Source organism: Agrobacterium sp., assembly GCF_059499945.1.
Window position 1 is genome coordinate 271829 of record NZ_JCABZP010000015.1, and the last position, 23799, is coordinate 295627.

Here is a 23799-nt window from a genome sequence, read left to right on the forward strand (position 1 = left end):
AGCGCCTGTGCTCTTTATTCCTTTGGCAGGCGCTTTGTCGTTGCTTTGAAAAGACGGCGACCTTCAAGCCTCTTTGCGGACGGGGCGCGGCTCACCATTGTCATCCACCGCGACCATGATGAAGACGGCCTCCGTCACCTTTTCGCGTGAATCCTGATAATGCCTGCGGGTCCAGGCTTCGATCTTGAGCGTGACGGAGGTGCGGCCGATCTTTTCGATCCTGGTATAGACGCACAATGTATCGCCGATCTTGACCGGCTTCTTGAAGACGATCTCATTGACTGCCACGGTGACGGTGCGGCCGCCGGCCACATCATTGGCGCGAACGAAAGCGGCAAGGTCCATCTGCGACATGACCCAGCCGCCGAAAATATCACCGGCCGGGTTGGCGTCGGCGGGCATTGCAAGCGTTCTGAGCGTGAGTTCCATGTCGGCGGGCGGTTGCTGGTCCATGTCTCAAAATCCTTTCACAAACCTCCCGCTGCCGGACTTAAACAACGGCGCCCTATCCGCCAATAGCCGATTTTTCGCGGCAGCCCTTCCAAAACAGCAAGGAATCACAGGGCCATCGTAAGCTTCGGTTAACCATGATGGGGCACGATTCCAAAAAACGCGAGGGCGTGCGAATGGCCTATGACTGGAGTGGAAACAACACAATACAGCAGCGCTACGACCGTATCGTCCTGGCGGTCGCAAGCGTCGTGGCCATCAGCCTGGCAACAGGCACACTTGCCCTGCGCTCACAGGTGGAGCCGGAATCCGCGATAAGCCTCGTCAAACAGCAACGGCTCGCTTCAGACAGCTGGCATTTGCGGCTCTGATCCGCTCCCATCAGGCTCAGGGCCCGACGATCTACTGCGGAGCACTATCGGGCCTGGAAGTATTTTCCTTCGGAAAGGTGTGGTCGAGATGGGCCACTTGAGGCGTTAGGATCGACAGGAATGTTTCCGACCGGCCGATATAGATGATCGCCGCGCCGCCGATCCCGTTCAAAACCTCCGCCAGCGTATCCTGCGTCTGTTTTTCCAGCCCTTCCAGCAAATCGTCGATCACGAGGAATTTCGGCTTCAAAAGCAGGGCATTGGCAACACGGATGCTGGCCTGCTCATCCGAATCGAGTTTCTTGTCCCAACGGATATTCTCATCGAGACGCGAGGCCATTTCTCCAAGCCCGCATGCGGTGAGCACCGCGAGATAATCCGCATCCGTAAACCGGTGCGGCGCGCGCGGATAGGCGAGGATTTCGCGCAGTGAACCCGACGGCAGATAGCCGTGCTGGGCGATGAAAAGCGTGTCGGATTGTTCGGGCATCTCGATCCTGCCCTGCCCCCAGGGCCAGAGCCCCGCCATGGCCGCAAACAGCAGCCGCCTGTTCACGCCCTGCTCGCCGTTTATCATCAGCCGTCCGCCCGGCCCGACCTCGATCTCGGCCTCGCGCAACCTGAACCCACGCTCCATATCCTGTCCGCCCGCATCACGGCAGATCGTGACCGACTGCAAACGAACCCTCTCATTCTCCGCGCTGCGTTGCAGATCAATCGTCAGGCCGTGCTGTTCAACGCTGTCCATCTGGATAAGGGCATTCCGGAAGACGGAAACGCGCTGCAATGTCGCCTTCCAGCTGGCGATAGGGCCGAAATTGTCGATATACCAGCGCAGCGCCGTATTGACCTGGTTGAAGGCGCCGACGGCCATCATCAGCCCACCGAAGGTGAGGTTGCCGGAAAAATAAACCGGCGCCGCGATCAGGATCGGCGCCACCACCGCCAGCCAGCCATACCCTGCCGAGACCCATGTGAGATGCGTCAGCGCCATGGCAAGGCCCCGGATGACGCCGAGCACCGCGTCAATATCGATACCGATCCGACGCCTTTCGTTCTTCTCACCGCGCGCAAGGGCAATGGCGGCAAGATTTTCGCTCGCCCGCATCAATGAAAAACGCAGTTCCGCTTCTTTGGAATAACGTTCGGCATTCAGCCCGACCAGCCGATAACCGACGAGATTGCTGAGAAGCGAGGCGGAACCGGCATAAAAGATCGCCGCCCAGACCATATAGCCGGGGATAGCATAGGTATCGCCGCTGATGGTGATGGTAAAACCGGCCGAGAGCGACCAGAGGACGCCGATAAAGCTGACGAGCAGGATCGTCGCGTTCACGAGACCGATAGAAAGCGCCGTACTGCTTTCCGCAAGGTTGCGGACATCGTCATGCAGGCGCTGGTCGGGGTTGATGGCGATCGTGCCGAAACCTGCAAGACGGGCGGCGCGACCCGGTTTCAGCCATTGATCCACCATATCCTTGGCAAGACCTTCGCGCATGTTCAGCGCCGTCATCTGGTTCAGCCAGGTCTGGATGACGTTGAGCAGCAGCAGCAGTCCCGCGATGATGGCGAAGACCTCGAGCTGATGAATGAATGCATCAAGATCGCGCCGTTCCAGGGCATTGTAAAACGGCGCATTCCATTCATTGAGCCTGATCTGCCCATAGGCGGTAAGCAATATCACCGTGAGCAGCGCGATCGACAGCAATATCAGCCGGGTGCGCACCGGCGATGTCCAGAAGGCGCGCCCCATCATCCGCAGCTGGGCGGGAAAATCGAGATCGAAACCCGAAAGATTAGCCGCGCTCTTGCGCTGATCGTCGGTCACGGTTGTTGCCATTCATTCCATTCCGAAACGTCAGTCGGCAAAGAAAGCGGATCGCGATTCTGCGCCTTGCGATGCCAAGCAATAACATGCTGTTTAACCTTGTCCACAATCCCGGCGAAATCTCCGCGACGGTGATTGAAAAGCCCGGGCAATTCTTCGTTCGGGCAAACATCGTGGTCTCAACCAACAATGCGATTGCCCCCGGAAATGATCCTTGCTTTCTTTTCCTGCATTGCACAAAATCCGAATAATTTCAGAGGGGCGGACAAACCGCATAAACCGGAAAAACCGGGCAAGGCAGATTAATGGCGATCAAAGCGAGCATTTATCATCTGACGCATTATAAATACGACAACCCGGTTCGCCTTGGACCACAGATCATAAGACTAAAGCCCGCCTCGCACTCCAGAACCCGCGTCATCAGCCATTCGCTCAAGGTTTCACCCTCCAATCACTTCGTGAACCTTCAGCAGGACCCCTACGGCAATTACCTCGCCCGTTTCGTTTTTCCCGAACCGGCCACGGAGTTTAAGATCGAGGTCGATCTTGTCGCCGATATGACGGTTTACAATCCGTTTGATTTCTTCGTGGAGGAAGAAGCGACAAAGTGGCCCTTCGATTATCCGCAGGAATTGCGTGACGATCTCTCCATCTACATGAAGCCGGAACCGACCGGCCCGCTGCTCGCCGCCTTCATGGCCACCGTCGACCGCACACCGGGGCAACCGACTGTGGACATGGTCGTTGGCCTCAATGCCCGCCTGCAACAGGAGATCGGCTACGTCATCCGCATGGAACCAGGCGTGCAGACGCCTGAGGAAACGCTTGCCTCCGGCAAGGGGTCGTGCCGCGATACCAGCTGGCTGCTCGTGCAGGTTCTGAGGCACCTTGGCCTCGCCGCCCGCTTCGTGTCGGGATACCTCATCCAGCTGACGCCAGACCTCAAGGCGCTGGACGGCCCATCCGGCACCGAGGTGGATTTCACCGATCTTCACGCCTGGGCGGAAGTCTATATGCCCGGCGCAGGCTGGATCGGCCTCGACCCCACCTCAGGTCTTCTGACCGGCGAAAGCCATATTCCGCTGGCGGCAACGCCACATTATCGCAATGCCGCACCGATTTCCGGCGGCTATTACGGCCATGCCAACACGGAATTCGCCTTCGACATGCAGGTCCGCCGGGTTGCCGAAACGCCGCGCATCACCAAACCTTTTTCGGATGAAAGCTGGGAGGAACTCAATGCGCTCGGCCAGGAGGTCGACGAGGTTCTGAATAGCCATGATGTCCGGCTGACGATGGGCGGCGAGCCGACCTTTGTTTCCATCGACGATTTCGAATCCGAAGAGTGGAACACCGGCGCGGTCGGGCCGACAAAGCGTGAAAAGGCCGACGCCCTGATCCGCCGCCTGCGTGAGCGTTTCGCACCGGGCGGCTTTTTGCATTACGGACAGGGAAAATGGTATCCGGGCGAAAGTCTGCCCCGCTGGACCTTCTCGCTCTATTGGCGAAAGGACGGCCTGCCGATCTGGCAGAACCCGGCGCTGATCGCCGAAGAGGGCGCCAATACGGGCGTCAGGGCGGAGGATGCGCAGAAACTGCTGGACGGCATAGCCAGCCACCTCGGCATCGAGCCGGAGCTGGTGCTGCCGGCCTATGAGGATCCGGCCGAATGGATCATCAAGGAAGGCAGCCTTCCCGACAATGTCGACCCGTCCAATTCCAGACTGAAAGACCCGGAAGAGCGAAACCGCATTGCCCGCGTCTTCGAGCGGGGACTGACGACACCGACCGGCTATATTCTTCCCGTTCAGGCGTGGAATGCACGCGCCGCCGGCAAGCGCTGGATCAGCGAAAAATGGAAAACGCGACGCGGTAAAATATTCCTCGTTCCCGGTGACAGCCCGGTGGGTTACCGCCTGCCGCTCGGCACCCTGCCTCATGTGCCGCCATCCGCCTATCCCTATATTCATGAGGCCGACCCTTCGATCCCGAGAGGTCCGCTTCCCGATGTCCTGACACCATCGGGCCGCGCCATGCCTGAGGCTTCCTTCCAGGCGAGCGAGGGGGCGGGACAGGAGCGCATAGAGCAGACGCTCGGCGAAATCGGCGGCGCGGTGCGCACTGCCCTGTCCGTCGAGCCGCGCGATGGCCGGCTGTGCGTCTTCATGCCACCCGTCGAGCGCATCGAGGATTATCTGGAACTGATCGCCGCTGCGGAAGCGGCAGCAGCCAATCTTGGCTTACCCGTCCATATCGAAGGTTATGCGCCGCCCCATGACGAGCGTATCAATGTCATCCGCGTCGCGCCCGATCCCGGTGTCATCGAAGTCAACATCCACCCCGCCGCGGGCTGGAAGGACTGTGTCGATATCACCACCGCCGTTTATGAAGAAGCGCGCCAGTCGCGTCTCGGCGCCGACAAATTCATGATCGACGGCCGCCACACCGGCACCGGCGGTGGCAACCATGTGGTCGTGGGCGGCGCTAACCCCAATGACAGCCCTTTCCTGCGCCGTCCTGACCTTCTGAAGAGTCTCGTCCTGCACTGGCAGCGACATCCGTCGCTCTCCTACCTCTTTTCCGGCCTGTTCATCGGCCCGACAAGCCAGGCACCGCGCATCGACGAGGCGCGCCATGACAGTCTCTACGAGCTGGAAATCGCGATTGCGCAGGTGCCCGCACCCGGCGAGGGCGTGCCGCCGCTGCCGTGGCTGGTCGACCGCCTGTTCCGCAACCTGCTGACAGACGTGACGGGCAATACTCACCGCGCCGAAATCTGCATCGACAAGCTGTTTTCGCCTGACGGGCCGACCGGCCGCCTCGGCCTTGTGGAATTCCGCGGCTTTGAAATGCCGCCGAACGCACGCATGTCGCTTGCCCAGCAATTGCTGGTGCGTGCCCTCATTGCCCGCTTCTGGAAAAACCCGGTCGCCGGCAAATTCGTGCGCTGGGGCACAGCGCTCGCCGATCGTTTCATGCTGCCGCATCATATCTGGGCGGATTTTCTGGATGTGCTCGCCGATCTCAGGGAAAACGGCTTCGACGTGAAACCGGAATGGTTCACCGCCCAGCAGGAGTTCCGTTTCCCCTTCTTCGGCGAGGTGGAATATGAGGGCGCGAAGCTGGAACTGCGCCAGGCGCTGGAACCCTGGCATGTGATGGGCGAACAGGGCGCCATTGGCGGCACCGTGCGTTTTGTCGACAGCTCCGTCGAGCGCCTGCAGGTGCGGCTGGAGACCTCCAATCCCGCCCGCTACACCGTGGCGTGCAACGGCCGCGCCGTTCCGCTGACGCCGACGGAAAACCGCAGCGTTGCGGTGGCCGGCGTCCGCTTCAAGGCATGGCAGCCCGCCTCCGGCCTGCATCCCGTTCTGCCCGTCAATTCACCCTTGACCTTTGACATTTATGATACATGGTCGAGGCGATCGATCGGCGGATGCATCTACCATGTTGCTCATCCGGGCGGGCGCAATTACGAGACCTTTCCCGTCAACGGCAATGAGGCCGAGGCACGCCGCCTCGCCCGTTTCGAACCATGGGGGCATACGGCAGGGCAATATCCGCTACAGGCGGAAACCGTGTCGCCAGAATTTCCGCTGACGCTCGATCTGCGTCGGCCTTACGGAGTGTAAATTGTCCAAAGCCCCGGCAACGGAACGCAAAACGGAAACGAGCGCGCAACCGCGCGGGCTTGAATATTCCCCCTTGCCGGGCGTCGCTGACGAAATGCTCGATACCAACGGCAAGGTGAGGCCGGTCTGGAAAAACCTGCTCGATGCCCTGTCGCGCATGTCTGAACGGGAACTGCACGAGCGTTTTGCCCGCACAGACCGTTATCTGCGCGATGCCGGCGTGTTCTACCGCGATTACGGCAAGGGCAGCAGCGAAAGAAACTGGCCGATCTCCCATATTCCCGTGCTGATCGACGACAGGGAATGGGCCGTCCTTTCCGAAGGGCTGAAACAACGCGCCGATCTTCTGGAAGCCATGGTCGCCGATTTCTACGGCGAAAACCGGTTGGTGAAGGAAGGTTACGTGCCGCCGGCACTGATCGCTTCCAATCCGGAATATCTGCGGCCCATGGTCGGCGTAAAACCGGCAAGCGGCCATTATCTGCATTTCTGCTCGTTTGAAATCGGCCGCGGCCCCGATGGAAACTGGTGGGTGCTGGCCGACCGGACGCAGGCGCCTTCCGGTGCGGGTTTCGCGCTTGAAAACCGGGTGGCGACCACCCGCGCACTGTCCGACATCTACGCGGAAACCCATGTGCACCGTCTGGCGTCGTTTTTCGGCGCTTTCCGCGATACGCTGCAGGCGCACCGGAAACACCCTGACGACCGCATCGCGGTGCTGACGCCCGGCCCCGCCAACGAGACCTATTTCGAACACGCCTATATCGCCCGTTATCTCGGCTTCATGCTGCTGGAGGGCGAGGACCTCACCGTCGTCAACGGCCGCGTCATGGTCAGAACCGTGGCCGGGCTCAAACCCGTCGGTGTTCTCTGGCGGCGTCTGGATGCTTCCTATTCCGATCCGCTGGAACTCAACCAGCAATCCCATATCGGCACGCCGGGCATGGTGCAGGCGCTGCGCAATGAAGCGCTGACCATCGTCAACGCGCTTGGCAGCGGCATTCTCGAAACGCGGGCGCTGCTCGCCTTCATGCCGCGCATCTGCCGCCACATTCTCGGTGAAGAACTGAAGCTGCCCTCCATCGCCACATGGTGGTGCGGGCAGGAAGCCGAGCGTCGCCATGTTGCCGGCAATATTGAAGGCATGGTCATCGGCCCGGCCTATTCGCGGATGCCTTTCTTTGACGATAACGGCCAATCCGTACTCGGCTCTTCGCTGCGTGAAACGGCAAAGGAATCGATCAGCGACTGGCTTGCCTCCGACGGCCACAGGCTGGTGGGTCAGGAAGTGGTGAAGCTTTCAACCACCCCGGCCTATATCGACAACAAGCTCGTGCCGCGCCCAATGAGCCTACGCGTTTTTGCCGCCCGCACCCAGGATGGCTGGCAGATCATGCCGGGTGGCTTCGCACGGATTGGAAGCGGCGACGACGTTTCCGCAATCGCCATGCAATCTGGCGGGAGTGCGGCGGATGTCTGGATCGTCAGCGACAAGCCGGTGGAACGCACCACCCTTTTGCCCGCAGAGGAGAGCTTCACCCGCAACATGCCCGGAAGCCTGCCGAGCCGTGCGGCCGACAATCTCTTCTGGCTTGGCCGCTATATCGAGCGTTCGGAAGGCGCCTTGCGCATCCTGCGCGCCTGGCATGGACGTTATGCCGAATCCGCTGATCCACGCCAGCCGCTGCTCGCCCATGTGACGCATTATCTCGAAGCGCTGGACGTGGAGATGAACGACGCCGTGCCGGAAAGCCTGTTGAACAACATCAACAGCGCGCTTTATTCCGCCAGCAATATCCGCGACCGCTTTTCGCCTGACGGATGGCTGGCGCTGAACGATCTTGCCAAGACTGCCCGCCGCTTCCACGCGAAAGTGGCCCCCGGCGATGATGCCACCCATGCCATGACGATCCTCTTGCGCAAACTTGCGGGCTTTGCCGGTCTCGTGCACGAAAACATGTATCGCTTTACCGGCTGGCGTTTCCTGTCGATCGGCCGTTATCTCGAACGTGGCCTGCATATGACACGTCTTCTCGGCCATATGACCGGCCCGGATGCGCCTGACGGTTCCTATGACATGCTGCTCGAAATCGGTGACAGCGTCATGACCCATCGCCGCCGCTACAATGTCAGCACGGCCGGCCTGACCGTGACCGATCTTCTGGCGCTCGACCCGCTCAATCCCCGTTCGATCCTGTTCCAGCTGAACGAGATCCGCACCGAGGTGGAGCAGCTTCCGAACGCCTTCGTCAATGGCCAGATGTCGCCCTTCTACCGCGAGGCGATGCGCCTGCATTCCGGGCTGGCGGTCATGACGCCTGAAAACATGAACGGCGCGATCTATCGTCAGCTCGAAACCGATATGGAACATCTCTCCGATGTTCTTGCCCGAACCTATCTCGGATAATCCTATGCTCTACGACCTTTCCCTGCATATGGGTTACACCTACGACACACCGGCCCACGGCGCGCGCCACATCATCCGCGTTCTGCCGCTCTCCATTCCCGGCCGGCAGCGGCTTGTCGCCGGTTCCATCGATGTTTCGCCGACGCCGGAAGAACGTGTCGCCTTCGATGATTTCTTTCATCAACCGGCGACCTCGGTGCATCTGCGCGCGCCGCATGAAAAACTCGACATCCGCATGCAGGCCCGCGTGATGGTGGAGGCACCGGCGCTGACGGCGGATTTCTCTCCGGAGCTTTACCGCCTGCCGCAGGAGCTTGCCGATGTCTGGTCGCTCGATTCCCAGTCGCCGCACCATTTCATTGGCGCAAGCCCGAGGATTGGAATGGACGCGGCGATATCCGCCTATGCCCGGGAGTTGCTGAAACCCGGAATGACCATTCGCGAAATCGCGCGCTCTCTGTGCAAACGCATCCACAGGGATTTCACCTATGATGGCGAGGCGACGACGGTGGATACGACGCCATCGGAAGCCTTCAAGCTGAAGCGCGGCGTGTGTCAGGATTTTTCGCATATCATGATCATGGCGCTGCGCAGCCTCGGCATTCCCGCCGGATATGTCAGCGGCTTCCTGCGTACCATTCCCCCACCGGGCAAGGAACGGCTGGAAGGCGCCGATGCCATGCATGCCTGGGTTCGCATCTGGTGCGGCGAGGCAGCCGGTTATCTGGAGCTCGATCCCACCAATGATATCGTCGCGGGAAGCGACCACATCGTCGTCGGTTATGGCCGGGATTATTCCGATGTCGCCCCGGTCATCGGCGTCTTGAAGAGCTATGGCAACCAGCAGATAAAACAGGCCGTCGACGTCATCCCCGTCCAGTAATGATACGATGTGTATTATTGCGGCCATCGCGCGAAACAATTCTTGAAAATACTTTGAAAACTGCACCAAATTGAACGCTGCGTAAAATTGAACCGATCACGTTAGCGGATTCTACATCGTTTGCGGGTTTCCTGCGCTCAATCGAATATTCTAATCGGTGAGCACCACTATGACCGCCTCCGCACCTCACAAATTGAAGCGCCGTTTCCTTGCCGATAAGAGCGGCAATTTCGGCATGATGACGGCCATTCTGCTGCCGGTCCTGCTGGGTTTTGCCGGCGCCGGCATGGAGTTGGCGAATGTGATGCAGGTGAAAGCCGATCTGCAGAATACCGCGGATTCTGCAGCCCTTGCGGCGGCGACCGAGGCCCGTTTGAAAATGGGCGACCTGACGGACGAGCAGATCAGGGCAATCGCCAAGAACTTCATTGCGGCCCAGATGGAAAAGAACCTGACCGTGGAAGAGAAAAAGGAACTGGAGCAGAACTCTCCAACCGCTATCACGACGACGGAAAATGCCCGCGGCAAGACCTACACCGTCGAGACGACGATCAACCACCGGGTACAGCTCAACCCACTGCTGGGGTTCATTGGCGCCAAAACACTCGATCTTTCGGTAACCGGTACCGCAAAGAGCACCGTCAACAAGGGCGCACCGATCTCCATGTATCTGGCACTTGACCGTTCCGGTTCGATGTCATTCAAGACGGATACCATCGATACGAAAAAAACGTCATGCCAGAACTATACGGCTGACAACTGGAATAAATATCCCAATCTGGGCAAGACATCGCCCTGCTATGTCAACAAGGCCACGTCGCTCAAAACCGCCGTCGGGTTTCTGGTCGCGACGTTGAACAAGGCCGATCCGACCTATACCGCCAACGGCGGTTCCGAGCTCGTTCGCACGGGTGCGTCGGTCTATACACATGAGACCTATGCCGCGCAGACCATCAGCTGGGGCACCAGCAGCGTTGCCAGCTATGTCGACAAACAAATCCCGGAATTTCCGTCCGGCGGCACCGACGCCCGCAGCAGCCTGAACGCCGCATATAACGCCCTTAAAAAAGCCAACCCGGATGAAGCGAAAGCACATAAAACGAAGGGGAGTGAATCCTTCGAGCGCTATATCGTTCTCATGACCGACGGTGAAATGACGGGAAACAGCGCCGCGTGGAATTCGAGCATCGACCAGTCGGTACGCACCACCTGCGAGACTGCCAAGAAAGATGGGATCAAGATTTTCAGCGTCGCTTTCATGGCGCCGGACAAGGGTAAGTCGCTGCTGCAATATTGCGCATCCAGCATCGACAATTATTACGCCCCTGAAAACATGGAGCAGATCGTCACCGCATTTGGTGAAATCGCCCGCAAGGCAGCCGGCAGCATGGCCACGCTGACCAACTGACAAGCGCACAAGGAAATCCCCGGGGCGATATTGCTTCGGGGCTGATGTTGCCAGACTGCATGGCTGGCAAGACACGCACGGCAGGTGACAGCGGCGGCGGCCCGTGGCATAGGAGGGCCGCTCCCATTCACAGGCCCTGTCATGATCCGCATCGAAAATATCAGCAAGTCGAACAGTCACCGCATTCTCTACATCGAGGCCTCCGCCGCGCTCAATCGCGGCGAGAAGATCGGTCTTGTCGGTCCGAACGGCGCCGGAAAGACCACGCTGTTCCGGATGATAACGGGTGAAGAGCAGCCCGATGAGGGCCAGGTCGTTGTCGAGAAGGGCATGACGGTCGGTTATTTCGATCAGGATGTCGGTGAAATGTCCGGCCGCTCTGCCGTCGCCGAAGTCATGGAAGGCGCAGGCCCGGTCAGTGAAGTGGCAGCCGAACTTCGCGAATTGGAAGCAGCCATGTCCGATCCCGACCGGATGGACGAGATGGACGCCATCATCGAACGCTACGGCGAAGTGCAGGCGCGTTATGAGGAGCTGGACGGCTACGCACTGGAAGGCCGCGCCCGCGAGGTGCTGGACGGGCTGAGCTTCAGCCAGGAGATGATGGACGGCGATGTTTCCAAGCTTTCCGGCGGCTGGAAGATGCGCGTGGCGCTTGCCCGCATTCTTCTGATGCGCCCGGATGTGATGCTGCTCGACGAACCCTCGAACCATCTCGATCTTGAAAGCCTGATCTGGCTCGAGGACTTCCTGAAGAATTATGACGGCGCGCTGCTGATGACCTCGCATGACCGCGAATTCATGAACCGCATCGTCACCAAGATCATCGAAATCGATGCCGGCAACCTCACCACCTATTCCGGTGATTACGGCTTTTACGAACAGCAGCGCGCGCAGAACGAAAAGCAGCAGCAGGCGCAGTTCGAACGCCAGCAGGCCATGCTCGCCAAGGAAATCAAGTTCATCGAACGCTTCAAGGCCCGCGCTTCTCACGCTTCGCAGGTGCAGAGCCGTGTGAAGAAACTCGAGAAGATCGACCGCGTCGAGCCGCCAAAACGGCGTCAGACAGTTGCTTTCGAATTCGCGCCGGCGCCTCGCTCCGGCGAGGATGTCGTGGCGCTGAAGAAGGTCAACAAGGCCTATGGCAGCCGCACGATCTATGGTGAGCTGGACTTCATGGTGCGGCGCAAGGAGCGCTGGTGCATCATGGGCGTCAACGGCGCTGGAAAGTCGACGCTGCTGAAACTGGTGACCGGCACGGCGGAACCGGATTCCGGCAATGTCACCCTCGGCGCCAGCGTCAAGCTTGGCTATTTCGCCCAGCATGCCATGGATGTGCTGGATGGCGACAGCACCATTCTCGAATGGCTGGAGGAGCGTTTTCCGAAGGCGGGTCAAGCGCCGTTGCGCGCCCTTGCTGGCTGTTTCGGCTTTTCCGGCGACGACGTGGAAAAACGCTGCCGTGTTCTTTCCGGCGGTGAAAAAGCCCGTCTCGTCATGGCCGCCATGCTGTTCGATCCGCCGAACTTCCTCGTGCTGGACGAGCCGACGAACCACCTTGATCTCGACACCAAGGAAATGCTGATCAAGGCCCTGTCGGGTTATGAAGGCACGATGCTCTTCGTTTCGCACGATCGCCATTTCCTGGCTGCGCTCTCGAACAGGGTGCTAGAACTGACGCCTGATGGTATCCACCAATATGGCGGCGGCTATACCGAATATGTCGAAAGCACGGGACAGGAAGCGCCGGGCCTTCGCAGCTAAGCCACCTGCCGGACCCACCGCCCTGTAACGGCAGCTTTCGTTTGGAGACTGGAGAAACAGATGCGGATCGTGGTCTACAGCGCCAAACCCTATGACAGGCAGTTCCTTGACGCCGCCGCCCGCCCTGGCATGCGGATGCAATATTGCGAAGCACGCCTGTCTCCCGAGACCGTGGCGCTGGCGGAGGGAGCGACGGCGATCTGCGCCTTCGTGAATGACGACCTGTCGCGACCGGTGCTTGAGAAGCTGGCGGAAATGGGTGTTCGGCTCATTGCTCTACGTTGCGCCGGTTTCAATCAGGTCGACCTCGCCACTGCCGAAAAGCTCGGCCTGACCGTTGCGCGCGTCCCGGCCTATTCGCCCTATGCGGTTGCCGAACACACCATGGCGCTCATCCTGTCGCTCAACCGCAAGATTCACCGCGCCTATAACCGTGTCCGTGAAGGAAACTTCGCCCTTGATGGGCTGCTTGGCTTCGATCTTCACGGCAAGACCGTCGGCATTGTGGGTACGGGGAAGATTGGGGCGATTTTCGCGCGCATTGTGGCCGGTTTCGGCTGCCGTCTCGTCGGCCACGATCTCCGGCCAAATCCCGATTGCGAGGCGCTGGGCATGGAATATGTCACGCGCGAGGAACTGTTCCAGACATCGGACATTCTGGCGCTGATGTGCCCACTCACACCGGAGACCCGTCACCTCATTCGCAGGGAGACACTGCCGCTGCTAAAAAAGGGCGTGATGCTCGTCAATACCAGCCGCGGCGCCATCATCAACACGCAGGCCGCGATTGCGGGTCTGAAAGACGGCACGATCGGCAGCCTCGGCATCGATGTCTATGAAGAAGAAGCCGATCTCTTTTTCGAGGACCTTTCCAATGACGTGCTGCGCGATGACGTTTTCGCCCGATTGCTGACCTTCCCCAATGTCCTGGTGACCGGCCATCAGGGCTTCTTCACGCAGGAAGCCCTCACGAACATCGCGGACACCACGATCGGCAATATCGAGAGCTTTTTCAGAACCGGCAGGGCGTTGCATGCCGTTTCCACGGAACAGTTTGCCGGCCCAGCCTAGTATCTCCTGCCAGAGTCGGGAAGATTTTAATGCCATCCTGCCCGACTTCTGCAGGAAAGCGGGTAAAATTGGTATGATCATTGAGTTTTATTGAAATTCATCATACATATTTGACAGGCTCCACGCCTGCCTCGATTTTAATGCATGGTGACCGACGTGCCTGAACAGCAAAAACAGCGCAGCAAATCCTCCGGTTCTCTGGTCAGCAGAGTTAGCCTCAGCCTGAGAAACGCGATTGCCTCAGGGCAATACGGACCCGGTGACCGCTTGCCCAGCGAAATCGAGATGACGGAAACCCATGGTGTCAGCCGCACCGTCGTGCGCGAGGCGGTCACGGCGCTACGCTGCGACGGGCTGGTAGAAGTTCGCCAGGGGGCAGGCATTTTCGTGCTGAAGCGTGAAAAGGAAGCGTCACCCACGCCCGGTATCGACCGCGCCCGCCTCTCTTCCGATCTGGAAGTGCTGGAAATCAGGACGCCGCTCGAAATCGAAGCGGCGGGGCTCGCCGCCCTTCGCCGCTCGCCATCGCAGGAGGAGGCGATTTTCGACTGTCACGCCCGGCTTCTGCAATGTATCGAAGAAAACCGCTCCATTCGCGAAGCCGATCTCGCGCTGCATCTGGCCATTGCGGCCGCCACCAACAATCCGCTCTTCACACAGTTTCTCGAACTGCACGGCCAGGCCGTGATTCCACAATCGCGCGTGGTTTCCGAAACCGCGGAGAACGACCAGACAGCTTACCGGCGATTGATCCACAAGGAGCATGAAGCCATCGTCATCGCCATATCCGACCGAAACGAACAGGCCGCGAAGCTGGCGATGCAGGCGCATCTGCGGGGCAGCCAGCACCGCTACCGCGACATGATGCGAGACCTGCGCGGCATCGCGCACAGCTAAGGGATTTCCGGTAAACTGCGTCGTCGCTCTATGCTCTGAAGGGCGCGATCAGGAACTACGGCGCTTCCCGCAGATCCGCACCCCAGACCTCGATCTGCGTCAGTGCGGGAAAGGGCGAAGGATCGTCCGCTTTCTTGAGATCGTGCAGACGGATCCACTCCACCCGGCGCGGCACGACCGGAAAACTCTGGGCAGCCCCGGTTTTTTGCAGGGAAAAGCTCGCGCTTTCACCGTCAGAAAAAGTGACGCTCGCTTTTTCCCACCAGGCATCATGGGGGAAATCCGCCCTCAGATAAAAGGTCAACTGGTCGATGAGGACTGCGCGGCCGAATACGAGCGTCAACGAGGCTTCGGGATCGCGGTTGATGCCCCAGCTGGTATAGGGCCAGAAACCATGACCAGCGCTTGCCTTTTCGCCATCAATGACATTGCGGGCCGCAAAGGCCGCCTCCCCGCGCGTTTCGGTGCTCGCATAGACATGCGGAAACAGCGAGGTGTTTTCATGATCATCAAACGGGTTCAGGGCCAGATTCCTGCGAACTCCAATCTCGCCGGCAAGTGTGCGGCGGGCAGCGATCCGGTGAAGGTTACCGCTGAAGGCCTGCGGCGGATAGGATTTGCGCTTTGCAGCGGAAGGAACAGGCAGGATGAACTCGTTCCCGTGCAAGAAAACCAGCGTCGGCGGCATGCCGGCATCGAGCGCGAGCCAGATGTGGCCTGGCTGCGAAACCGCGACGACAAGCCTGTCTCCCTCGCAATATTCTGCGCGATAGACTAGCAAAGCTTCATCCTCCGCTCCGGCTTCCGCCAGAACATCTCCCGCCGCATTGACGACCTTGAGTGTGAGCTTCATCGGCACTTCCTTAACTGATCGTCAGGCACAGACGTCCGGCTTTGATGGGAATGAGAACGCGATAGATTTCCGGCGGCCAGGACTGGCGAAGGCGGGCATCGTTGATTGTTATGGCTTCGATGACAGGCTCTCCTGCGCCTTCGCAGGCTATCTCTCCCAGCCCCGCAAAGACCAGGCCACCCGGCATGAGGGCAGGTTTTTCGGCGACCATGAGCGACAGAACCGCCTCCCGGCCGCCCAGATAGTCGTCAACGACCTCCACATGGCTGCCACGCAGCAGTCGGACGCGGCGACGATAGTGTTCAACACCCGCGACGCTGGGATAAGCCCCGGCCATATCGAGAGAAAATTCCGCCTCTTCTTCAGAAAACCTGGTCACAAAATCTGCAGCTGCAAACTCTGCCCCGGCGACCTGCATGACGCCGCCGAAAGTCGGCAGATTGTGAAAGGCCGACTGCATCGTCCAGATGTCATAGCGCTGCGGCGAGAAGGTTTTTGCAGTGTAGGTTTCCACCCCGACATCGATGATGAACGGCCTGCCGTTCTTATAAAGCGTGAAGCTGCCGACATCGTTGTGGTTATGGCTCTCGCCATTATTGTCCGCCTTCACGGCAAGATCGAAAACTCCGTCGCGGGCAATCGCCAGACCGATGCCGGGATAGATGATGTCGGTCTTTGCGGGGTCGGCGGCAGTGAGCGCAGACAATTCCTGTGTGGCCAGAACCGCCTGGACACGATACCAGAGGTTCCACTCCTTGTGCATAAGCCGGTCCGGCGAGCGGTTCCAGCAGGCGGTAGCGAAAGTCTGGAGTGACGGCGAAGAAACGGCCTTGCCGAAAAGATATTCCCGCACGCCGGATGTCTCGATCTTCGCCGGCGCATCGGCGAAGTTGAAAAACTTGTCCCCCGCCACATGCATGTTGACGATGAATTCGGCCATGTTGCGAAGCTTCGGCGCATGAAAGAGCGGTGCCATGGAGCCGGGCGCGGAGGTTTCGAGAATGCTCATCGCCCCGAACATACAAAGTGCCGCATGACCGTAATAAAGAACACCCTCTTCGCAGGCGCCGTCTTCTGCATAATCCTTCTGAAAGGCATCTAGACTCTTGAGCGCCTTTTCGACGACCGAACGTCTCGTCGGCTGGTCAGTGGGAGATAGCATGGTCGAGAGAAGAACATTCTGGGTGATCCAGGCCGTCCAGTTGTTCATTCGCTCGTCGCCATTCCCCATCCACCAGAAATGCCGGGCTAGATAGGGTTTTGTTATACGCTGATCGATCCCGGCGCGGACCCGCGAAACGAGATTTGTATTTGCCCGCTCCAGCTCCGGTGCGAGCAAATGCAGGCACACAGCGAGGTTGGCGCCCGTTTCAGCAGCAAACAGGTCTATCACCGGATTTTGCGGATCGGGCAGAGGATCTCGTGGGCCGCCGCGAATATGGGAGTTATGGGCGGGCAATTGCCAGCCGCTCTCTTCGCATATCAGCCAGAGACCATCGATGATGGCATCGAGAAAACGGCCCTGCCCTTCGGCGCATTCCCCCAGAACCAGCGCGTTCAGCTTCAGTCGCCGGGAAAAATAAAGCGCCTCGAAACGATCGCGATTGCCAGTACGGCTATATTCCCGGTAATCGCCCGCCAAAATGACGGACCACGGCTCGCCAAGCGCCTTTTCCGCCGCCTCGACGAGGCTGCGGCAAACCGTATCCGGCGCTGAAGACCGTATTTTTTCCACCGTCAGTTCCACACCGAAATCGGCGAACCGTTCGGGCAGGAGCCGCATCATTTCGACAAACACGCCCTCAAACCTCCCGCGCGTTCCGCAATCCGATATGCGGCTCCTATCATACGTATTTCTAGAAAACCAGAAAATTTGTCTGACTTTATGCAAAGTTGTTTGACCAATATTGATATTGTGTTATCCAGAGCGCGGGAGGCGGCAGGGTGAAGACCCCGGTCGTAATGGAAAACGCAGCAGCCGACACCGATGACGCGGTGAAACGGCAGCAATGGGAGGTAGGCTGTGGCAATCGCAACCGCGACCATGTCCGACAAGCAGGCGGTTCCGTATGGGAAGAAGAAAGTCCGGGTCGTCTCCAAACGGCGGCGCAGGATCGAAAATGCGCTCGTCGCCTATTCCTTCATTGCACCCAATTTTATCGGCTTTGCGATTTTCACGCTCGGGCCGATCCTCTTCGCCTTTGCGCTGGCCTTCATGCATTGGGATGGCTCCAATGCAATGCGTTTCGCCGGCCTCGATAACTTCTGGCGGCTTTTCGAAGACAGGGCCTTCATCGCTGCCTTCTGGAACACGGTCATCTACACGGTCGCATCGGTGCCGGCGACGCTCGCCTGCGCGCTGGGGCTTGCGATCCTGCTCAACCAGAAAATCCGCGGCCGCAATTTCTTTCGTACCGCGATGTTCTTTCCCTATGTCGCATCGCTGGTCGCCGTGGCCGTCGTCTGGAACATGATTTTCAATCCGGAAATGGGTCCGGTCAACATGCTGCTTTATACGCTCGGCCTTGATCCCGCCGATATGCCGGGATGGGCGGCGGACCGGCACTGGGCCATGGTCACGGTCATTCTCTTCGGCGTGTGGAAGAGCATGGGCTATTACATGGTCATCTATCTCGCCGGGCTGCAGGGCATCAATTCGGAGCTTTACGAAGCGGCGGGGCTGGATGGCGCCAATGCCTGGCAGAAATTCATCCACGTCACCCTGCCGCAGCTTGCACCGACCACCTTCTTCGTCACCGTCATGCTGACGATCCAGTCCTTCAAGGTTTTCGATCAGGTCTATATGATCACGCAGGGCGGGCCGGGCACCTCGACGCTGGTTCTCGTCTATCACATATACAATGAGGCCTTCATTTCTTGGGATCTCGGCTATTCCAGCATGATCGCGCTCGTCCTGTTTTTCCTGGTCCTTGTCGTCACCATCGTCCAGTTCAAACGGCAGCGGGAGGATTGATCCATGCGCATCATGGGCCGTAAAATCCCCACCGCGACGATCGGTATCTATCTGACCGTCATCGTCGTCACCATCGTCATGCTTTTGCCCTTCGCATGGATGCTGTCGGCATCGCTGAAGCTCAGCCGTGATGTCTTCGCCTTCCCGATCGAATGGATACCCTCTCAGCCGCGCTGGGAGAACTACGTGGAAATCTGGACGAAGATCCCGCTGGCGCTGTTCATCTACAACACGTCGAAGCTGACGATCATCGTCACGCTGCTGCAATTGCTGACATCGAGCTTTGCGGCCTATGCCTTTGCCAAGCTGCATTTTCCCTACAAGAACACGTTGTTTCTCGGCTATATCGCCACCATCGCCATGCCCTGGCAGGTCTATATGGTGCCGCAATTCCTGCTGATGCGAGAATTCGGGCTCAACAACACCCATCTCGCCCTGATTTTCCTGCAAGCCTTCACCGCCTTCGGCGTTTTCCTGATGCGGCAGTTCTACATGTCGATCCCGAACGAGCTATGCGAAGCGGCCCGCATCGACGGCATGAACGAGTACCAGATCTGGGCGAAGATCATGCTGCCGCTTTCCAAACCGGCGCTTTCCACATTGACGATCTTCACCTTCGTCACAACCTGGAACGATTTTCTCGGGCCGATGATCTATCTCACCAAGACCGAGCTGAAGACCATTCAGATCGGTCTTCGCATGTTCATTTCGCAATATTCGGCCGAATACGGGTTGATCATGGCCGCGTCGGTCGTGGCGCTTATCCCGGTTCTCGTCGTTTTCCTGGCATTGCAGCGCTTCTTCGTCGAAGGCGTCGCTTCCACTGGCCTCAAGGGTTGATTTCATGCTCGATTTGACCACGTCCCTTCCAACCCCGATCACCACAGCTGAAATCGATGCTGCGCTGACGGCCGCCATCGCGCAGGTCAGGCGCAATCTGCCGCAATTCACCTACGCGGCGCAGAACCATTCGAGCGTGAAGAATTTTTACCCGGCAGTCGCCAACGACCAATGGACCGCCGGTTTCTGGCCGGGCCAGATATGGCTCGCCTTCGAACATACCGGCGACAGGACCTTTCAGCATGCGGCGCAAATACAGGTGCAGAGCTTCCTGCACCGTATCGAAAACCGCATCGAGACCGACCATCACGATATGGGTTTTCTCTATTCGCCCTCCTGCATCGCCGCATGGAAACTGGTGGGAGACGAAGACGGCAGGCGCGCGGCACTTATGGCGGCCGATCAGCTGATGGAGCGGTTCCAGCCCGTCGGGCAATTCATTCAGGCCTGGGGCCGCAGGGACAACCCCAACGAATATCGCTACATCATCGACTGCCTTTTGAACCTGCCGCTGCTTTATTGGGCTAGCCGCGAAACGGGCCGGGAAGACTACCGGACCGTCGCACTCGCCCATGCCCGCACCACACTTGCCCATTCCGTCCGGCCTGACGATTCCACCTATCATACATTTTACATGGACCCGGAAACCGGCGCGCCGGTGCGCGGCGTCACGAAGCAGGGTTATAGCGACGAGAGCTACTGGGCCCGTGGACAGGCCTGGGGCATCGCCGGCATGGCCATCTCCTATCGTTACGAGCGGCTGCCCGCGTATCGCGACACGTTCGAGCGGCTTCTCGCTTTCTATCTCAAACGCCTGCCCGACGATCTCGTGCCCTATTGGGACCTGATCTTTGCCGATGGCGATGGCGATGGAGAGCCGCGCGACAGTTCGGCAGCGGCCATCGTCGCCTGCGGCCTCCTGGAAATGGCGGAGCTGGAGACGCCGGAAAAGGCAGAAGAATACCGCAATCTGGCGAGGCGCATGGTGAAAAGCCTTGCCGATATCTATTCGGTTCGCGATCCCGCGATCTCCAACGGGCAGCTTCTGCACGGCACCTATTCCAAGAAGACGCCCCATAATACCTGCCGGGGCGAAGGCGTCGATGAGTGCGTCTCATGGGGCGATTATTATTATCTGGAAGCGCTGATCCGGCTTTCGCGCAACTGGTCTTCCTATTGGTGAGCGCGAGGAACAGATGGCTAGCATTTCCCTGAAAAAACTCAACAAAACCTTCGGCGCACTCAAGGTCGTTCACGATATCGATCTGGATATTGCCGACAAGGAATTCATTATTCTGGTCGGCCCTTCCGGATGTGGAAAATCCACCACGCTCAGGATGATCGCCGGGCTGGAGGAAATTTCCGGCGGCGAGTTGCGCATCGGCGAAGACGTGATGAATGACGTGCCATCCAAGGATCGCGATATCGCCATGGTGTTCCAGAATTATGCGCTTTATCCGCATATGACCGTCTACAAGAACATGGCCTTCGGCCTGGAACTTAGGAAAGCGCCGCGCGAGATCATCGATACCAAGGTCAAGGAAGCGGCGAAAATTCTCGACATCACCCATCTGCTGAACCGCAAGCCCAAGGCGCTGTCCGGCGGCCAGCGCCAGCGTGTCGCTCTCGGCCGGGCGATGGTGCGCAATCCGGAAGTTTTCCTGCTCGACGAACCGCTTTCCAATCTGGACGCCAAGCTGCGCGGCACCATGCGGTCGGAAATTTCCAAGCTGCACAAGCGGCTGGACGCCACCTTCATCTACGTGACTCACGATCAGGTAGAAGCCATGACCATGGCCGATCGCATCGTGGTGATGAAGGACGGCCATATCCAGCAGGTGGATACGCCGCAAAACCTCTACGACCGGCCGATCAACATGTTCGTCGCGGGCTTCATCGGCGCGCCGCAGATGAACATGCTCCCCGTGACGCTACGCCGTGACGGGGACCGTTTCACCGCCCTGTTCGACGGCACTTCCCTGCCGCTGCCAGCCGAAATCGATGCCGGGCGTCTGCGACCTTACGAGGAAAAGGACATCATTCTCGGCATCCGACCGGAAAATTTCCACGAATTCGCCCCCGCGGATATCGATGCCGGCAATGTTTCTCCCTTCGCGGCCGCCGTGGAACTGGCGGAGCCAATGGGATCGGAAGTGCATCTCAACCTCGTCTCCGGCGGCAGAAACCTTGTTGCGCGCGTCTCACCACGTTTCAGGGCAAAGATCGGCGATCCCGTCGAACTGGTGGCCGATCTGACGAATGCGCAGCTTTTCGATCCTGTCACCGAACGATCGATCCTTTACTGACGCGGCCGGGAGAAACGCGATGCAATGGCTGGAAGGGTTATGGACGAAGGAAGGAGCCGGGATCGACAAGAACGCCCCGCCACTGACCGGCCTTGCGCTCTTCCTGGATATCCTCAAACGCGAATGGTGGGAGATGGTGAAGCTCAACATCCTCTTCATCATCGCCAGTCTGCCGGTGGTGACGATGCCGGCGGCGATGTTCGCCATGGCCCGCATCTGTGTGTCCTTCGCGGACGATAAAAATACCTATCTGCTACGTGACTTTCTCGAAGCCCTGCGAAAACTCGCCCTGCGCGGCACCGCGCTTGTGGTGTTAAGCGCATTGCTGGTGAGCGCCGGTACTTATGCGACTGTCAGTTATGCCGGGGCCGCCCGGCTTCAGCTCGCTTACAGCCTGCCTTTTGCGATCAGCCTGGCGGTAACGCTATTCCTCATCCTCCTCAGTGCCTATGCCAGTGTTGTTCTGGCCAGGCAGCAGGACCTGCCACTTTCGGAAACCCTGCGGCAGGCGGCATTTCTTGCACTCACGAAACCGTTGCCGATGTTGGCGGCGCTCGGGTTCGTCGCAGCGCTCTGGCTCGCACATATCCTTTTTTATCCGGTGTCCGTGTTCATGCCGGCAACCATCAATTTTTCGCTCGGCATGTTCGCCCTGTGTTTCGCGGCGAGAAACGCCGCCGCGAAAACGCGTGTGCGGATGCCCGAACCGGCGGGGAGCGGCACTTAAGGCAGACCAAAATCAAAACGACATCAGTCAGGGAAGGAGAAACGGGCTATGGAGTTTACGACAACCAGACGTGCATTTGCTCTCGCAACCGCCGGTCTCGGCATTGCGATCGGCATGGGAGGAACCGCGCTTGCTGCGGGTGATGCACCCGTCACGCTTAAATGGGCGTTGTGGGATCTGGATAAGGGCGCTTATTTCAAGCCCTTGATGGAGGCCTACAAGCAGAAGCATCCGAATGTGACGTTCGAGGTGGTGGACCTCGGCTCGCAGGACTATACGCAGATGATATCCACGCAGCTGACCGGCGGCTCCAAGGATATTGATGTCGTCACCATCAAGGATGTGCCCGGCTACGCCAATCTGGTGCGCGCCGGCAACATCACCGATCTCAGCGGCTTCATCAAGGACCAGAAGATCGAGACGGCCCCCTATGGCGGCCTGATCGAGGAACTGACCATCGATGGCAAGATTTATGCTTTGCCGTTCCGCTCGGATTTCTGGGTGGTCTATTACAACAAGGATATTTTCGACAAGGCGGGCGTGCCTTACCCCAGCAATGACATGAGCTGGGCGCAATTCGATGAAATCGCCGGCAAGCTGAAGAGCGGCATGGGTGCCAACCGCACCTATGGCGCGCTGCTGCACACCTGGCGTTCGACGGTGCAGCTGCCGGGCATTCAGGATGGCAAACACACGCTGGTGGACGGCAATTATGAATTCCTGAAACCCTGGTATGAGCGTGCGCTTGCCCTGCAGAAAAGCGGCGCGATACCGTCCTATGCCTCGCTGAAAACATCCAACACCCACTATTCCGCCCTGTTCTTCAACGGAACGATCGGCATGTTGCCCATGGGCACATGGTTCGTCGGAACCCAGATCGCCAAGGTAAAATCCGGCGAGTCGAAAAGCGCCAACTGGGGCATCGTGAAATTCCCCCATCCGGATGGGGTCGCGGCAGGCGCGACGGCCGCGCAGATTGCCGGATTGTCGGTGAATGCCAATTCCGGCCACAAGGAAGCGGCGCTGGATTTCATCCACTTCGTCACCGGACCTGAGGGTGCGGCGATCATTGCCTCCACCGGCACTTTCCCTGCGCTCAGAACCGACGATGTTGCCGAGAAGATCGCAGCGCTGCCGGGCTTCCCGCAGGATCAGGGCAGCAAGGACGCGTTGCAGGCGGGCAAGGCCTATCTGGAAATGGCGGTCAACCCGAATGCGGCCAAGATCGAGGTCGTTTTGAACCGCGTGCATGATGCGCTGATGACCGACAATATCTCCATCGATGACGGCATCAAGGACATGAATGACGGCGTCAAAGCCATCAAATAATTACCACGGGGGCCGTGGGCGATAAGCCCGCGGCCCTTCCTTTGATCATGAATTCCGGA

18 protein-coding genes are annotated in these 23799 nt (G+C 59.0%); 14 read left to right on the forward strand and 4 right to left on the reverse strand.

Annotation, left to right across the window (positions count from 1 at the left end; translation table 11 throughout):
• Positions 1–63: 63 nt before the first annotated feature.
• On the reverse strand, positions 64–453 hold the full coding sequence (locus AC5I5B_RS18805) for an acyl-CoA thioesterase (RefSeq protein WP_003506036.1): 390 nt from the start codon (positions 451–453) through the stop codon (positions 64–66).
• A gap of 173 nt (positions 454–626) precedes the next feature.
• On the opposite strand from AC5I5B_RS18805, the gene AC5I5B_RS18810 reads away from it, so the two are divergent.
• On the forward strand, positions 627–821 hold the full coding sequence (locus AC5I5B_RS18810; protein WP_035212966.1) for a hypothetical protein: 195 nt from the start codon (positions 627–629) through the stop codon (positions 819–821).
• A 31-nt stretch (positions 822–852) separates the two neighbouring features.
• Here the strand turns inward: AC5I5B_RS18810 and AC5I5B_RS18815 are convergent, their stop codons facing one another.
• Positions 853–2661 (reverse strand): ABC transporter ATP-binding protein/permease, encoded by a 1809-nt coding sequence (locus tag AC5I5B_RS18815; protein ID WP_111834220.1) that lies wholly within the window; start codon positions 2659–2661, stop codon positions 853–855.
• Between the two features lie 293 nt (positions 2662–2954).
• On the opposite strand from AC5I5B_RS18815, the gene AC5I5B_RS18820 reads away from it, so the two are divergent.
• From AC5I5B_RS18820 to AC5I5B_RS18850, 7 genes are all read left to right on the forward strand, one after another.
• Complete coding sequence (locus AC5I5B_RS18820; RefSeq protein ID WP_111834221.1) at positions 2955–6281, forward strand: transglutaminase family protein; 3327 nt, start codon at positions 2955–2957, stop codon at positions 6279–6281.
• Between the two features lies 1 nt (position 6282).
• Positions 6283–8688, forward strand: coding sequence for a circularly permuted type 2 ATP-grasp protein (locus AC5I5B_RS18825; RefSeq protein WP_080864706.1), 2406 nt, complete (start codon positions 6283–6285; stop codon positions 8686–8688).
• A 4-nt stretch (positions 8689–8692) separates the two neighbouring features.
• Entirely contained in the window at positions 8693–9571 is an 879-nt protein-coding gene (locus tag AC5I5B_RS18830) for a transglutaminase family protein (protein ID WP_111834222.1), read from the forward strand.
• Between the two features lie 169 nt (positions 9572–9740).
• Positions 9741–10979 carry a vWA domain-containing protein gene (locus AC5I5B_RS18835; RefSeq protein ID WP_003506025.1) on the forward strand — a complete coding sequence of 413 codons (1239 nt, stop codon included), beginning with the start codon at positions 9741–9743 and terminating at the stop codon, positions 10977–10979.
• Positions 10980–11120: 141 nt separating this feature from the next.
• Positions 11121–12743: an ABC-F family ATP-binding cassette domain-containing protein gene (locus AC5I5B_RS18840; RefSeq protein ID WP_003506023.1), complete on the forward strand. Its 1623-nt coding sequence runs from the start codon at positions 11121–11123 to the stop codon at positions 12741–12743.
• A 60-nt stretch (positions 12744–12803) separates the two neighbouring features.
• Positions 12804–13814, forward strand: a complete 1011-nt coding sequence (locus AC5I5B_RS18845; RefSeq protein ID WP_060723100.1) for a 2-hydroxyacid dehydrogenase — start codon at positions 12804–12806, stop codon at positions 13812–13814.
• 144 nt (positions 13815–13958) lie between these two features.
• Positions 13959–14711: a FadR/GntR family transcriptional regulator gene (locus AC5I5B_RS18850; RefSeq protein WP_111792399.1), complete on the forward strand. Its 753-nt coding sequence runs from the start codon at positions 13959–13961 to the stop codon at positions 14709–14711.
• 55 nt (positions 14712–14766) lie between these two features.
• On the opposite strand, the gene AC5I5B_RS18855 is transcribed toward AC5I5B_RS18850, so the two are convergent.
• Positions 14767–15564, reverse strand: a complete 798-nt coding sequence (locus AC5I5B_RS18855; protein WP_060723098.1) for a hypothetical protein — start codon at positions 15562–15564, stop codon at positions 14767–14769.
• Between the two features lie 10 nt (positions 15565–15574).
• Positions 15575–17362: a heparinase II/III domain-containing protein gene (locus AC5I5B_RS18860; protein ID WP_111834223.1), complete on the reverse strand. Its 1788-nt coding sequence runs from the start codon at positions 17360–17362 to the stop codon at positions 15575–15577.
• A 246-nt stretch (positions 17363–17608) separates the two neighbouring features.
• On the opposite strand from AC5I5B_RS18860, the gene AC5I5B_RS18865 reads away from it, so the two are divergent.
• The 6 genes from AC5I5B_RS18865 to AC5I5B_RS18890 are packed head-to-tail and all read left to right on the forward strand — an operon-like array spanning position 17609 to position 23740.
• Entirely contained in the window at positions 17609–18538 is a 930-nt protein-coding gene (locus tag AC5I5B_RS18865) for a carbohydrate ABC transporter permease (RefSeq protein ID WP_112357198.1), read from the forward strand.
• A 3-nt stretch (positions 18539–18541) separates the two neighbouring features.
• A complete protein-coding gene (locus tag AC5I5B_RS18870) occupies positions 18542–19378 on the forward strand; it encodes a carbohydrate ABC transporter permease (protein ID WP_003506013.1) in 837 nt (278 codons plus the stop codon).
• Positions 19379–19382: 4 nt separating this feature from the next.
• Positions 19383–20561, forward strand: a complete 1179-nt coding sequence (locus tag AC5I5B_RS18875) for a glycoside hydrolase family 88 protein (protein WP_107676669.1) — start codon at positions 19383–19385, stop codon at positions 20559–20561.
• A 13-nt stretch (positions 20562–20574) separates the two neighbouring features.
• Positions 20575–21684, forward strand: a complete 1110-nt coding sequence (locus tag AC5I5B_RS18880; protein WP_111834224.1) for an ABC transporter ATP-binding protein — start codon at positions 20575–20577, stop codon at positions 21682–21684.
• Positions 21685–21703: 19 nt separating this feature from the next.
• Entirely contained in the window at positions 21704–22411 is a 708-nt protein-coding gene (locus AC5I5B_RS18885; protein WP_065695008.1) for a DUF624 domain-containing protein, read from the forward strand.
• A 48-nt stretch (positions 22412–22459) separates the two neighbouring features.
• Positions 22460–23740, forward strand: a complete 1281-nt coding sequence (locus tag AC5I5B_RS18890) for an ABC transporter substrate-binding protein (protein WP_111834225.1) — start codon at positions 22460–22462, stop codon at positions 23738–23740.
• The last annotated feature ends 59 nt before the right edge of the window (positions 23741–23799 follow it).